At 73.0% G+C, this 12,570-nt stretch carries 12 protein-coding genes; 6 read left to right on the top strand and 6 right to left on the bottom strand.

Translation table 11 applies throughout. The features are described 5' to 3' along the window. Positions 1 to 158: 158 nt before the first annotated feature. Complete coding sequence (gene corA, locus ABD269_RS32685; RefSeq protein WP_301888611.1) at positions 159 to 1,151, bottom strand: magnesium/cobalt transporter CorA; 993 nt, start codon at positions 1,149 to 1,151, stop codon at positions 159 to 161. Positions 1,152 to 1,257: 106 nt separating this feature from the next. On the opposite strand from corA, the gene ABD269_RS32680 reads away from it, so the two are divergent. From ABD269_RS32680 to mshC, 4 genes are all read left to right on the top strand, one after another. Continuing rightward, positions 1,258 to 1,959: a histidine phosphatase family protein gene (locus ABD269_RS32680; protein ID WP_344123839.1), complete on the top strand. Its 702-nt coding sequence runs from the start codon at positions 1,258 to 1,260 to the stop codon at positions 1,957 to 1,959. A gap of 136 nt (positions 1,960 to 2,095) precedes the next feature. Continuing rightward, positions 2,096 to 2,686, top strand: a complete 591-nt coding sequence (locus ABD269_RS32675) for a DUF3090 domain-containing protein (RefSeq protein ID WP_301888614.1) — start codon at positions 2,096 to 2,098, stop codon at positions 2,684 to 2,686. Continuing rightward, positions 2,650 to 3,477 (top strand): SCO1664 family protein, encoded by an 828-nt coding sequence (locus ABD269_RS32670; RefSeq protein WP_344123836.1) that lies wholly within the window; start codon positions 2,650 to 2,652, stop codon positions 3,475 to 3,477. Before ABD269_RS32675 ends, ABD269_RS32670 begins: the two co-directional genes overlap by 37 nt. Before the next feature lie 139 nt (positions 3,478 to 3,616). After that, positions 3,617 to 4,846 (top strand): cysteine--1-D-myo-inosityl 2-amino-2-deoxy-alpha-D-glucopyranoside ligase, encoded by a 1,230-nt coding sequence (gene mshC, locus ABD269_RS32665; protein WP_344123834.1) that lies wholly within the window; start codon positions 3,617 to 3,619, stop codon positions 4,844 to 4,846. Positions 4,847 to 4,924: 78 nt separating this feature from the next. On the opposite strand, the gene ABD269_RS32660 is transcribed toward mshC, so the two are convergent. Beyond that, positions 4,925 to 5,476, bottom strand: a complete 552-nt coding sequence (locus ABD269_RS32660; RefSeq protein ID WP_344123832.1) for a flavoprotein — start codon at positions 5,474 to 5,476, stop codon at positions 4,925 to 4,927. A 289-nt stretch (positions 5,477 to 5,765) separates the two neighbouring features. After that, on the bottom strand, positions 5,766 to 7,223 hold the full coding sequence (locus tag ABD269_RS32655) for an MFS transporter (RefSeq protein WP_344123830.1): 1,458 nt from the start codon (positions 7,221 to 7,223) through the stop codon (positions 5,766 to 5,768). A gap of 58 nt (positions 7,224 to 7,281) precedes the next feature. On the opposite strand from ABD269_RS32655, the gene ABD269_RS32650 reads away from it, so the two are divergent. Next, the gene (locus ABD269_RS32650) at positions 7,282 to 8,130 is read left to right on the top strand and encodes a helix-turn-helix transcriptional regulator (protein ID WP_344123828.1); all 849 of its coding nucleotides are present in this window, start codon (positions 7,282 to 7,284) and stop codon (positions 8,128 to 8,130) included. Between the two features lie 64 nt (positions 8,131 to 8,194). Then, a complete protein-coding gene (locus ABD269_RS32645) occupies positions 8,195 to 9,748 on the top strand; it encodes a N,N-dimethylformamidase beta subunit family domain-containing protein (protein ID WP_344123826.1) in 1,554 nt (517 codons plus the stop codon). A 25-nt stretch (positions 9,749 to 9,773) separates the two neighbouring features. Here ABD269_RS32645 and ABD269_RS32640 read toward each other — a convergent pair whose 3' ends face one another. From ABD269_RS32640 to ABD269_RS32630, 3 genes are read right to left on the bottom strand one after another with little or no spacing between them, the layout of a single operon-like run. Continuing rightward, positions 9,774 to 11,177, bottom strand: a complete 1,404-nt coding sequence (locus ABD269_RS32640; protein WP_344123824.1) for an FAD-dependent monooxygenase — start codon at positions 11,175 to 11,177, stop codon at positions 9,774 to 9,776. A 5-nt stretch (positions 11,178 to 11,182) separates the two neighbouring features. Next, positions 11,183 to 11,860, bottom strand: a complete 678-nt coding sequence (locus ABD269_RS32635) for a VC0807 family protein (RefSeq protein ID WP_344123822.1) — start codon at positions 11,858 to 11,860, stop codon at positions 11,183 to 11,185. Next, complete coding sequence (locus ABD269_RS32630; protein WP_344123820.1) at positions 11,857 to 12,504, bottom strand: TetR/AcrR family transcriptional regulator; 648 nt, start codon at positions 12,502 to 12,504, stop codon at positions 11,857 to 11,859. The genes ABD269_RS32635 and ABD269_RS32630 overlap by 4 nt, the downstream gene beginning before the upstream one ends. Positions 12,505 to 12,570 lie beyond the last annotated feature (66 nt).

The following is a 12,570-nucleotide window of genomic DNA, read 5'->3' as shown; positions in this document are numbered from 1 at the left end:
GTGGGGGCTCGGGGTGTCTTCCCCGCCACGGCCGGTACAGAACACAACGCCCGTACGGGCGTTGTGGTTACGCGCCCCGGCCACCTTTGACGCGCCTTCGACACGCCGGGCCGCGCCGCACCCCTTGGGGGGCGATCCGGCGACGGGCCGTACGCGGCTCACAGCCAGCCGCGCCGCCTGAAGTACCGGTGCAGCCAGAACACCAGCCCGGCCATCAGCACGACCGCCGCCGGATACCCCCAGGGCTGCCGCAGCTCCGGCATGTGCGTGAAGTTCATCCCGTAGATACCGGCGATCATCGTCGGGACCGCCGCCATCGCCGCCCACGCCGAGATCTTGCGCATGTCGTCGTTCTGCTGGACGCCCATCTGCGCCAAGTGCGCGGACAGTATGTCCGTCAGCAGCCGGTCCAGCCCGTCCACGGACTCGTTCGCCCTCGTGAGGTGGTCGCTCACGTCGCGGAAGAACGGGCGCGAGGGCTCCGGCACGAACGGCACGCCCGCGCCCGTCAGCCGCGCCATCGGCTCCGCCAGCGGCCCCGACGCCCGCCGGAACTCCATGACCTGGCGCTTGAACGCGTAGATCCGCGACGCCGTGTTCTTGGTGTCCCGGCTCACCGGCGCGAACACCTCGGTCTCCAGCTCCTCCAGATCGGCCTGGAGCTCGGACGCCACCTCGGTGTACTGGTCGACGACCGCGTCGCTCACCGCGTACAGCACCGCCGCGGGCCCGTGCCGCAGCACCTCGGGCTCCTGCTCCAGCCGGTGGCGCACCTCCGCGAGCGGGCTGCCCTCGCCGTGCCGCACGGTCACCACGAAGGAGTCGCCGAGGAACAGCATCAGTTCGCTCGTGGTGACGATGTCCGCGTCGTCGTCATAGGTGACGGGCTTGAGCACGACGAACAGCGAGTCCTCGTAGACCTCCAGCTTCGGCCGCTGGTGCGCCTTCAACGCGTCCTCGACGGCCAGCGGGTGCAGCCCGAACTCGCTGGTCACCAGCTCGAACTCCCGCTCCGTGGGCTCGTGCAGCCCGATCCAGAGGAAGGAGTGCCCCTCCGCCCTCGCCTCGTCGAGGGCGTCGGAGAAGTCGGCGGGGCCCTCGGTGCGGCGTCCGTCCCGGTAGATAGCGCAGTCCACGATCACGCAAGGCATTGTGGTTGTTCGGCCCTGGAAGACCAAGCCCGTCCGGCGTCCGGGACCCGGCGCCGGACGACAACGGGCCCCCACCACGTGCCGCCCACCGCCTAAGGTGAACCGCATGCCCACGCTGATCCTGCTCCGGCACGGCCGGTCCACCGCCAACACCGGCGGAGTCCTCGCAGGGTGGACCCCCGGCGTCGCCCTGGACGAGCGCGGCGCCGCGCAGGCCGCCGCCCTCCCCGCCCGGCTCGCGGAACTCCCGCTCGCCGCCGTCGTCACCAGCCCGCTCCAGCGCTGCCGGGAGACCCTCGCGCCCCTGCACGCCGCCCGGCCCGCGCTGCCCCTGCACACCGACGACCGGATCGGCGAGTGCCACTACGGCGACTGGTCCGGCCGCAAGATCGCCGAACTCACCGGGGAACCCCTCTGGGAGGTCGTCCAGCGGCACCCCTCCGCCGCGGCCTTCCCCGGCGGCGAGTCCGTACGCGCCATGCAGGCACGGGCACTCGACGCCGTGCACGACTGGAACGCCCGCGTCGAGGAGGAGCACGGCCCCGACGCCGTCTACCTCATGTGCTCGCACGGTGACGTCATCAAGTCCCTCGTCGCCGACGCCCTCGGCACCCACCTCGACCTCTTCCAGCGGATCGCCGTCGACCCCTGCTCGGTCACCGCCATCCGCTACACCCGGCTGCGCCCCTTCCTGGTGCGCCTCGGCGACACCGGCGACCTGCGCGGCCTCGCACCGGCCGAGGAGGCACCCGCCGGGCCGGGAGCCGAGGAGGACGGCGTCGTGGGGGGCGGGGCGGGAGCACCGTGATCGTCGTGCGCAGTAGGGTGGTGACGCGGCCCCGGCCGCCTCTTCACCCGTGATCAGCACCCGGAAGTCCGGCCCCACGGCCGGTCCGACCGGCTGAGACCACCAGCCGACCACCCGAAGCAAATGGAGCAGGACGTTGTCCCGTCAGGTGTTCCTCTATGACCCGCCGGACCGTTTCGTCGCCGGTACGGTCGGGCTGCCGGGCCGCCGCACTTTCTTCCTCCAGGCCACCGCGGCCGGCCGGACCACCAGCGTCGCCCTGGAGAAGGCGCAGGTGGAGGCGCTCGCCGAGCGCATCGACGAGCTGCTGGACGAGGTCGTCCGGCGCACCGGAGGCAATGCCCCGGTGCCCGCCGTGGCCCCCGCCGAGCTCGCCGACACCGCGCCCCTGGAGTCCCCCGTCGAGGAGGAGTTCCGGGTCGGCACCATGGCCCTGGCCTGGGACGGCGAGGGCCAGCGGATGATCGTGGAGGCCCAGGCGCTCGTCGAGCTGGACGCGGACACCGACGAGGACCTCGCCGAGGCCGAGGAGCGCCTGCTCCAGGACGAGGCGAACGGCCCGCCCATGCTGCGCGTACGGCTCACCGGCACCATGGCCCGCTCCTTCGCCAAGCGCGCCCTGGAGGTCGTCAACGCCGGCCGCCCGCCCTGCCCCCTGTGCAGCCTGCCGCTCGACCCGGAGGGACACGTATGTCCGCGCCAGAACGGATACCGCCGCGGAGCGTGACCCCGCACGAGCTGCTCACCCTGGGCGAGCTCACGGTGCGCGGCCGGGTCCGCGAGGCGTCCAACGCCGTCCTGTACTGCACGGTCGAGTACGAGGGCGTGAGCGCCGCCTGTGTCTACAAGCCGGTCGCCGGGGAGCGCCCCCTGTGGGACTTCCCCGACGGCACCCTCGCCCAGCGCGAGGTGGCCGCCTACGAGCTCTCCGAGGCCATGGGGTGGGGGCTCGTCCCGCCCACGGTGCTGCGCGACGGCCCGTACGGCGAGGGCATGTGCCAGCTGTGGGTCGAGGCGTCCGAGGACGAGGCCGACGGCCGGCTCCTCGCCCTCGTCGACGGCGAGGAGCCCGGACAGGGCTGGAAGGCCGTGGGCTTCGCCGACGTGGGGGAGGAGCGCACCGCGCTGCTCGTGCACGCCGACGACGAACGGCTGCGCCGCCTCGCCGTGCTCGACGCGGTGATCAACAACGGCGACCGCAAGGGCGGCCACCTGCTGCCCGCCGCCGACGGCCGGCTCTACGCCATCGACCACGGTGTGACCTTCAACGCCGACGACAAGCTGCGCACGCTGCTGTGGGGCTGGGCGGGTGAACCGCTGCCCGAGGAGGCGATCGAGGCGCTGCGGCGACTTTCGGCCGAACTGGCCGAAGGGCGACCTCTCGCCGACCGCCTGGTGGAATTGATCACCCCTGCCGAGATCGACGCGCTGCGCGAACGGGTGGCGGACCTGCTCCGCACGGGCCGCCACCGCGAGCCCAGCGGCCAGTGGCCGGCCATCCCCTGGCCCCCGGTGTAACCCGCGCCCTGCGGGCTCTGTTCCCGTCGGCGCGGCGGAGCCCCGAAGCACACCTGCGGAGTCATGCGCAAGACGGTCTATTCGGCCAACAGCCGGATCCGGTTCGTATCCGGAACATGCGTCCGGTTACGCTCATGGCATGCATGCCTGGCCCGCTTCTGAGGTTCCCGCCCTGCCCGGCAGTGGCCGCGACCTCCGGATCCACGACACCGCGACCGGTGGACGGGTGACCCTCGTCCCCGGCCCCGTCGCCCGTATCTATGTGTGCGGCATCACGCCGTACGACGCGACCCACATGGGTCACGCGGCGACCTACAACGCGTTCGACCTCGTGCAGCGCGTGTGGCTCGACACCAAGCGGCAGGTTCATTACGTCCAGAACGTCACCGACATCGACGACCCGCTGCTGGAGCGGGCCGTGCGTGACGGTGAGGACTGGACGGCCCTCGCCGAGCGTGAGACCGCACTCTTCCGCGAGGACATGACCGCCCTGCGGATGCTCCCGCCCCGGCACTACGTCGGCGCCGTGGAGTCGATACCGAAGATCGTCCCCCTGGTGGAGCGGCTGCGCGACGCCGGGGCCGCCTACGAGCTCGAGGGCGACATCTACTTCTCCGTCGCCGCCGACCCCGCCTTCGGCAGTGTCTCCGGCCTCGACGCCGAGGCGATGCGGCTGCTGTCCGCCGAGCGCGGCGGCGACCCGGAGCGCCCCGGCAAGAAGAACCCCCTCGACCCGATGCTGTGGATGGCCGCCCGTCCGGGCGAGCCCAGCTGGGACGGGGCCTCCCTCGGCCCCGGCCGCCCCGGCTGGCACATCGAGTGCGTCGCCATCGCCCTCGACCACCTCGGCATGGGCTTCGACCTCCAGGGCGGCGGCTCCGACCTGGTCTTCCCGCACCACGAGATGGGCGCCTCGCACGCCCAGGCGCTGACCGGCGAACACCCCTACGCCCAGGCGTACGTCCACGCCGGCATGGTCGCCCTCGACGGTGAGAAGATGTCCAAATCCCGGGGCAACCTCGTCTTCGTCTCCGCGCTGCGCCGCCAGGGCGTCGACCCCGCCGCCATCCGGCTCTCCCTGCTCTCCCACCACTACCGCGCGGACTGGGAGTGGACCGACGACGTCCTGACCGAGGCGGTGGAGCGCCTCGCCCGCTGGCGCGCGGCCGTCTCGCGCCCCGACGGCCCGTCCGCGGACGCGCTGGTGGAAGAGGTCCGCGAGGCCCTCGCTGACGACCTCGACGCACCGCGCGCCCTCGCTGCCATCGACGCCTGGGCCGCGGCCCAGTCCGCCGACGGCGGCACGGACGAGGGAGCACCGGGCCTGGTCTCCCGCACGGCGGACGCCCTGCTGGGCGTGGCCCTATAGCCCAACCCTCCGCTCACGGGCGCTCCTCCGGCTTCGGCCTGGGGAGCGCCCCTTGCGTTTGCGATGCCTTGAGGCGCCCTACGGTGTCGCGTCCAGCGCGTCCAGCGCGCGGTGCCACGGGTACGTCTCCCGGCGGCCGTCGCCGGTGCCGGGCGGGTGGGGCGTCCACTCTCCCGGTCCGTGGAGCACCCGGACACCGGTGGCGCGCAGGGTGTCCACTGCGCGATGTGTCGCGGGATGGGCGTCCAGGGCCGTCGACCAGAACGGGAGGGCCACCACGGGCAGCCCCAGCCCCACGGCTTCGGCGACCACGCCGAGGGCGTACGTGTCGGCGATACCGGCGGCCCACTTGTTGACGGTGTTCATCGTCATCGGCGCCACGACGACAGCGTCCGCCGGAGGGTTGCGCCTCGCCTCGCCGACGCGACGCCACGCGCTCCGCACCGGCCGCCCGGACGCGGCCTCCAGCGCGGGCCGGTCGATGAATTCACCGTCGGTGGCGGCGGGGGTGGCGATGACGCAGACGTCCCAGCCGCGGTCGGTGGCGGCGGTCACCAGACACACGGCGTCGGCGGCGGGGCCTGCGGCGCAGATGATGACGTACAGGACTTTGGGGGCGCTCGTGCTCATCGGGGTCGGGTTTCATGTGCCGTGGCGATGCGATCGATCTCGTCATCCGGCAGCGGTTCGGGCTTCTCGGACACGTCATCCCTCTTCTTCGGCAATGGCGGCGTGCTCAGGCTGGTCGGACGGAGTCCGTACCTATCCTCAGCGTGCATGACGTGCCGCGCCTTCGGGCCGGTTGACGTCGACGGGCAGCCCGGCTCGACGTGCTTGCACGACCACATCCGCTGTGCCGCCGCCTTTGCCTGACGGGGGTTCATCGTTCCACACGGCGACGAGGCGATCCGCACCCCGGCTATCGCCTCCCGCCCGGCAGGTACCTGAGCAGCACGAAGATCGCCACCGCCAGCCCCAGGTGGAGCGCCGTCGCGCAGGCGAGCGCGTGGCCGTATGTCCCCGCGTCGCCGTGCGTGCCGCCCCCGAGCGTGCCGAAGTAGAGGACGCCTGCCACCGCCACCCCCACCGCGCCCCCGACCTGTTGGCCGGTGGAGAGGACGCCCGACGCCATGCCCGTCTCCGACGGTGCGATGCGCGAGAGCACCGCGCCGAGCAGTGGAGGGACGAGCAGGCCGTTGCCCGCGCCGATCAGGAGCAGGCACAGCGCCAGGTGCCAGGGGCGCAGCCCGTGCCCCGCGCCCGCGGCGACGGCGATGGTGGTCGCGTACCCGGCGGCGCCGACGAGCGCGCCCGCCCGCAGGACGCGCCGCCCGTGGTGGGCGAGGCGGCCGGCCAGGAGGTTGGTGGCGAAGAAGGCGACGGCGGAGGGGACGTAGGCGAAGGCGGCGCCCAGCGCGCTCGTGCCCAGCCCGTCCTGCAAGGTCAGCGACAGGACGAGGTAGTACGAGTTGATGCCCGCGTAGGCCAGGACGACCAGGGTCATGCCGATCACGAACGGCCGCTCGCGCAGCAGCCGTAGCCGTACGAGTGGCGCGCCGCCCCGGGCCTCGACCCTCCGTTCCACCGCGGCGAAGGCGGCGAACGCCAGGGCGCTTCCCGCAAGGCTGCACCACGTCCACACCGGCCAGCCGCGCTCGCGCCCCTCGATCAGCGGCACGACCAGCAGGAACAGCGCGACGGTCAGGACGGCCGCGCCGGGCAGGTCGAGCCGCCGGGCGCCGCTCACGCGCGACTCGGGGACGTACACGGCGGCGAGCACCAGGGTGAGCAGCCCGACCGGCACATTGACCCAGAAGACCGGCCGCCAGGAGGAGCCGAAGAGGTGCGCGGCGACGAGGACTCCGCCCAGCAGCTGCCCGATCGTGCCGGACACCCCGATGACGGCGCCCAGCGCGCTGAAGGCCTTCGGGCGCTGCGCGTCCGGGACCAGCACCTGGATCATCGACAGCACCTGCGGGAACATGACCGACGCGCTCAGCCCCTGCGCCAGCCGGGCGGCGATCAGGGCGTCCGCACTGCCGGCCAGCGCGCAGGCCACGGACGCCAGGGTGAACAGCGCCATGCCGGTCATGAACATCCGCTTGCGGCCGAGGAGGTCACCGAGGCGGGCGCCGGTGATCAGCCCGATGGCGTACGTGAGTTGATAGCCGGCCAGGATCAACTGGACGTCAGCGGCGGAGGCATGCAGTCCGCTACGGATCGCGGGCGCCGCGACGAGCACGATGAAGGTGTCGAGTACGGCCATGAACGCGCCGGACAGCACCACGGACAGGGCGCGCCAAGGGGTGGCCGTGCGGTCCGCGGCCGCCGCGTGCCGACGTGCCGGCGCGGTCTCCGACAAGGGGATCTGTGTCATGGTCACGATCCTCGGGCGGCCGGGTCCGGGCATACAGAGGCCACTTATGCTGGTACCCGTGCCACCCCTGTCGACGTCCGAGGACCACATACGCCGCCGCGCCCTCGCGGAGTTCCTGCGGTCGCGCCGGGAGCGGATCACCCCGCGTGACGCGGGCATCCCGGCCGGTCCCCGCCGCCGTACGCCGGGGCTGCGCCGCGAGGAGGTCGCGCAGCTCTCCGGTGTCAGCGTCACCTGGTACACCTGGCTGGAGCAGGCGCGCGACATCACCGTGAGCAGACAGGTCCTGGAGAGCCTGGCCCGCGCGCTGTCGCTGGACGCGGCCGAGCGGCGCCACCTGCTGGCCCTGGCCGGGGAACCCCCGCCCGAGCAGCCCCCGGCCGACGGGCCGGGCCCGGCGCTCCAGCAGCTGGTGGACGCCCTCGATCCGCACCCCGCGTACCTCCTCGACGCCCACTGGAACCTGGTGGCGTGGAACCGCGCCGAGGCCGGGCTGATCGGCGACCCGGCGCGGCTGCCGGTCGAGGAGCGCAATCTGCTGCGGCTGATGTTCACCGACCCCCTGCTCCGTACGCTCGTCGTCGACTGGCACGGGCAGGCGCGGCACCTCCTCGCCCAGTTCCGGGCGGACGCCGAAGGGCGCGTCGGCGACCCCGGCCTGGAACGGCTCACCCGTGAACTGCGGGCGGCGAGCCCCGAGTTCGACACCTGGTGGGCGGCGCACGACGTCGCCGGGTTCCACGCCAACCGGCGTGAGTTCCTGCATGCCCGCGTCGGCCTCCTGACCCTCGACTACGTCAAGCTGGCGGCCCTGGACGCCCCGGGCGTCAAGCTCTTCGCCTGCATGCCCGCGGACCCGGAGACGGCCCGAAAGCTGCCGGAGCTGGCCCGCCCCCTCGCGCCGTGACATCCCCCGTACGGAGCAACCGGCCGTGCGGGGACACCTCCCTCCCGGCGCAATGGGTAGGGAGATGTCCGAGCACGCGTGGGACCGGCGGCACTTCCTCGGCGCCGTCGCCGGGGCGGGAGCGGGCGCGCTCGTGGCCGGGTGCTCCGAAGGGCACGACCCGGGCCGGCAGCGGGCCGGTGACCCCTGGTCGGTCGCGGCGGAGAACGCGCTGCCGGGCGACCGCGATTGGGGCCTGCGGCGTCGCGGCGCGGACCGGGCGGTGGAGGGGTACGCGGACCGGGTGAGCGTGCTCCCCGGTGAGCCCCTGCGGCTGCATGTGTCCACCACGGCCGGGGAGTTCCGCGCCGAGGCGTTCCGGATGGGCTGGTACGGCGGCGCGCAGGCCCGCAAGGTGTGGTCCTCGGAGGCGATACGCGGCTCCGCACAGCCGCTTCCCCGCCCCACCGGCCCCACCCGCACCATCACCGCCGACTGGGGTCCGTCACTGGAGGTGCCCACGCGAGGCTGGCCGGAAGGCGCGTACCTGATCCGGCTCACCGCCGGTACGGGCGAGCAGCGCCACGTACCGCTGACCGTGCGCTCGACGCGCACGGAGGGGAAGCTGGTGCTGGTCAACGCGGTCGGCACCTGGCAGGCGTACAACACCTGGGGCGGCTACAGCCTCTACCACGGCCCCGGCGGCAAGGACGACGACGGCCGGCGGTCCCTCGCCGTGAGCTGCGACCGCCCGTACGACGGCGACGGCGCACCGCTGTTCACCACCTACGAGCAGCCCGCCGTCGCGCTCGCCGAGCGGCTCGGCCTGCCGCTGGCGTACGCGACCACCATGGACCTCGACCGGGACCCGGAACTGCTGCGGGGCGCACACGGGGTGGTCTCCCTGGGCCACGACGAATACTGGACCCCGGCCATGCGCGAGCACGTCACGGCGGCCCGGGACGCGGGCGCCAACGTCGCCTTCCTGGGCGCGAACGCCTGCTTCCGGCGCATCCGTCTGGAGCGTACGGCCACGGGCGACCGGCGCCTGGTCGTCTGCTACAAGACCGACTGGGCCCTCGACCCGGCGCTCGGCAAGGACGACGCGGCCGTCACCACGGACTGGCGCGAACCCCCGGCCGCCCGGCCCGAGAACGCGCTCACCGGCACGCTCTACGAATCGAACCCGACCACCGCCGACTACGTGGTGACCGAACCCGGCCACTGGCTCTTCGAAGGCACGGGCGCCGGCCGCGGCACGAGCTTCCGCAATCTCGTCGGCACGGAGTACGACCGGGTCAACTCCGGCGGCAACACGCCCCGCCCGATCGAGATCGTCGCCCACTCGCCGCTGATCTGCCGGGGCGTGCGGACGTTCGCCGACTCGGCGTACTACACGGCGCGCAGCGGGGCGGGGGTGTTCAACACCGGAACCATGCGGTGGGTGGAGTCCCTCACGGGGGACGGCGGCCACGGCATCCCACCGGACACGGCGCGCTTCACGTCGCGGGTCACCGAGAACGTGCTGCGCGCCTTCGCCGCGGGCCCGGCGGGGCGGGTGCACCCGGCGGCGGACAACGTGGAGGCCTACCACCCGTACGACGGGGACCCGATCTGGGCGGGGCGGGATCTTTGGTGAAGGCCCTACCCCCGGAACCGCACGCTCACTTCGCCGGCCCGAACCACCGAGTGAGAGCGTCGGTCAGGCCCGGCGTGTTCGTGGTGCCCGCCCAGCAGACGTAGCCGTCGGGGCGGATCAGCACCGACTCGCCCTCGTGCGGGGCGGAGACGTCGACGCGGTCGCGCCACGGGTGTACCGGGCGGTCGTCCGCCAGGAGGAGGCCGCGGCCGGACGGCAGGGGTGCCGGGAGGCGGGTGCCGAGGAGGGGGTGGGCGGGGGTGTCCGGCATGGGGTAGCGGATGTCGAGGCCGGAGATCATGCCCGCGATGCGCCGGTTCGCCTCGGGGGTCGCGAGGACGTCGGCCATGATGCCCCGCAGGGCGAGCACGTCGTCGTCCGGGACCAGCAGCACGCCCTGTGCCCGGGTGTTGCGCAGCACGGCGGCGCCGACGGGGTGCCGCTCCGTGTGGTAAGTCTCCAACAGGCCCTCGGAGGCCGCCCCCTTGACCTGGGCGGCGAGCTTCCAGCCGAGGTTGAAGGCGTCCTGCACGCCGAGGTTCAGGCCCTGCCCGCCGGCGGGGAAGTGGATGTGCGCGGCGTCCCCGGCCAGCAGCACTCGGCCGTTCACATACCGCTCGGCCTGCCGGGAGGCGTCGGTGAAGCGGGAGGCCCAGCGGACCTCGCGCAGCCGCGGGCGGAAGCCGTGGGCGGGGCGCAGGGCCGCGCGGATCTCGTCCTCGGTGACGGGGGAGTCCCGGTCGATCCCCTGCTGTTCGGGCCCGCCGAAGAGGAAGCGGAAGACGCCCTCGCCGAGTGGGACGAGGAAGAGCTCGCCGGCCCGGCCCGGCTCGACGGGCGGCAGTCGCCATGTGGTGGGCAGCGCCTCGTCGTCGGCGAGCACCACATCGGCGACGACCATGGAGACCCGGCCGTCCCGGCCCGGGAAGCCGACGCCGAGCCGCTTGCGCACCGTGCTGCGCCCGCCGTCGGCGCCCACCAGATACGCGGCCCGCAGGTCGTGGGTGCCGCGCGGTCCGGTGACGGTGGCCGTCACCCCGCCGGCGTCCTGGGCGAGGCCGGTCAGCTCGTGGCCGCGCAGCACCGGCGTGCCGTACGCGGCGAGCCGGTCCTCCAGGAACTCCTCGACCCGGGCCTGGGGGATGCCCACTTGATAGGGGAAGCGGGTGTCGAAGACGGAGTAGTCCAGCGGCATCCCGGCGAAGTGCCCGCCGGGCACGGCGGTGACGGCGCGGTCGAGGACCGGTTCCAGCCAGCCGCGCATCTGGAGCATCTCGGCGGTGCGCGGTTGCAGATTCAGCGCCTTGGACTGCCCGGTGCGCTCGGGCAGCCTCTCCAGAACGAGGGCGCGGACGCCCGCCAGGCCCAGTTCGTTCGCGAGCGTCAGGCCCGTGGGGCCCGCGCCGACGACGATGACGTCGGTGTCCATGGCCCCTAGACTTTCAGACCGCGCCGGGTGACGAACCGGTTGTGGAAGACGAGCAGCCCCGCCAGCACCACCAGCCACTGCGCCGTGCTCACGCCGGGGACCAGGTCGACGGGCAGCGTGCACGCGAGCACCACCCGGACCCCCGCGTCCAGGGTGAGCGCGGCCCCCCACACCGCGGTGATCACCCGGATGTCGTGGCGGAATCCGGGCTGGGTGTCCCAGCGGGACTCCCATGAACGCCAGCCGGTCTCCCCGGCCTTGGCGAGGACGACCGTCCGGGCCGCGGTCAGCATGAACGGCCGCCGGGTCGCCAGCGTGCCGAGCACCCACAGCCCGAACGTGGCGGTGAGCCAGCTGTCCCGGATGAGCAGCACCCGCGGATCGCCGGTGACCAGGGACATCAGCGCGCCCATGACCATCATCAGGAGCGTGAAGACCGGCATGGCCTCGATCTTGCGGCGCTTGACGATCCCGTACACGATCCACGGCAGCGCCAGCACGCTGCCCAGCGCCAGTGCCACCCACTGGCCGGCGCCCGCGGCCCGCAGGCCGTAGTAGCCGCCCAGTGGCACGGCCAGCTCGAAGAAGAGCTGCTGGACGACGAGTTTGCGTAAGGCGGCGGACTTGGCCCTGGCCGCCTGTTCCGGTGTCTCCTGTGCCGTCTCCGGGTCCGTGGCTGTCATCGGTCCGCCTTCCTGGTCGCGCGCTCGAAGAGGTCCGCCAGCTCGCGGCCGCAGACGTCGGGGTCGATACGGGGATCCTTGGCGGCGCGGGTCACCAATCCGTCGATGGCACCCCTGATGGCCATGACCATCACCCGGGGGTCGAACTCGCCGAACTCGCCCGCCTCCTGGGCCTCCCGCATGCGCTCCACCTGGAGGTCGACGACCGCCTCCATCGCGGCGGCGAACTCGCGCAGCGACGGGTCCTCGCCCCGGAGGTTGCCGAACACCTCCACCATCGCCGGAAGGTGGTTCGGGAACTCCTTGAGCAGTGCGATGTTCGACTCGATGTAGGCCCGCAGCCGGCCCGAGGCCGTCGCCTGGGCCTCGATCCTCGGCCGCATGTACGCGTCGGCGACGCGCAGCACCTCGCCGACGACCTCTCGCATCAGGTCGTCCTTGCCGGAGAAGTGGTACGAGATCATCCCGGTGCTGCTCAGCCCCGCCTGCTTGGCGATCCGGGTGAACGACGCCTTGGCGTAGCCGGATTCGGCTATGACCTCGATGGCCGCGCCCACGATCTGCGCCCGCCGGGCGGCCTCGGTGAACGTCCTGGAGGCTGACGCCCCGCCATCTTGCTTGAATGTGCTGTGACTTGCTTCCATGAGCAAAAGGTAGCGGGCTCTTGCTCGGGCGAGCAAGAGCCCGTTCGGTCAAGCAATCGTCAGGGA

This window comes from Streptomyces blastmyceticus, assembly GCF_039521185.1.
GTDB classification, from domain to species: domain Bacteria; phylum Actinomycetota; class Actinomycetes; order Streptomycetales; family Streptomycetaceae; genus Streptomyces; species Streptomyces blastmyceticus.
This window is presented reverse-complemented; position numbering and strand designations above follow the sequence as displayed.

What these genes read in the sequence shown, in the direction of transcription:
- corA (WP_301888611.1), bottom strand. Translation starts at nt 1,151, where the DNA reads ATGCCTTGCGTGATCGTGGACTGCGCTATCTACCGGGACGGACGCCGC.
- ABD269_RS32680 (WP_344123839.1), top strand. Translation starts at nt 1,258, where the DNA reads ATGCCCACGCTGATCCTGCTCCGGCACGGCCGGTCCACCGCCAACACC.
- ABD269_RS32670 (WP_344123836.1), top strand. Translation starts at nt 2,650, where the DNA reads ATGTCCGCGCCAGAACGGATACCGCCGCGGAGCGTGACCCCGCACGAG.
- mshC (WP_344123834.1), top strand. Translation starts at nt 3,617, where the DNA reads ATGCATGCCTGGCCCGCTTCTGAGGTTCCCGCCCTGCCCGGCAGTGGC.
- ABD269_RS32660 (WP_344123832.1), bottom strand. Translation starts at nt 5,476, where the DNA reads ATGAGCACGAGCGCCCCCAAAGTCCTGTACGTCATCATCTGCGCCGCA.
- ABD269_RS32655 (WP_344123830.1), bottom strand. Translation starts at nt 7,223, where the DNA reads ATGACACAGATCCCCTTGTCGGAGACCGCGCCGGCACGTCGGCACGCG.
- ABD269_RS32645 (WP_344123826.1), top strand. Translation starts at nt 8,195, where the DNA reads ATGTCCGAGCACGCGTGGGACCGGCGGCACTTCCTCGGCGCCGTCGCC.
- ABD269_RS32640 (WP_344123824.1), bottom strand. Translation starts at nt 11,177, where the DNA reads ATGGACACCGACGTCATCGTCGTCGGCGCGGGCCCCACGGGCCTGACG.
- ABD269_RS32635 (WP_344123822.1), bottom strand. Translation starts at nt 11,860, where the DNA reads ATGACAGCCACGGACCCGGAGACGGCACAGGAGACACCGGAACAGGCG.
- ABD269_RS32630 (WP_344123820.1), bottom strand. Translation starts at nt 12,504, where the DNA reads ATGGAAGCAAGTCACAGCACATTCAAGCAAGATGGCGGGGCGTCAGCC.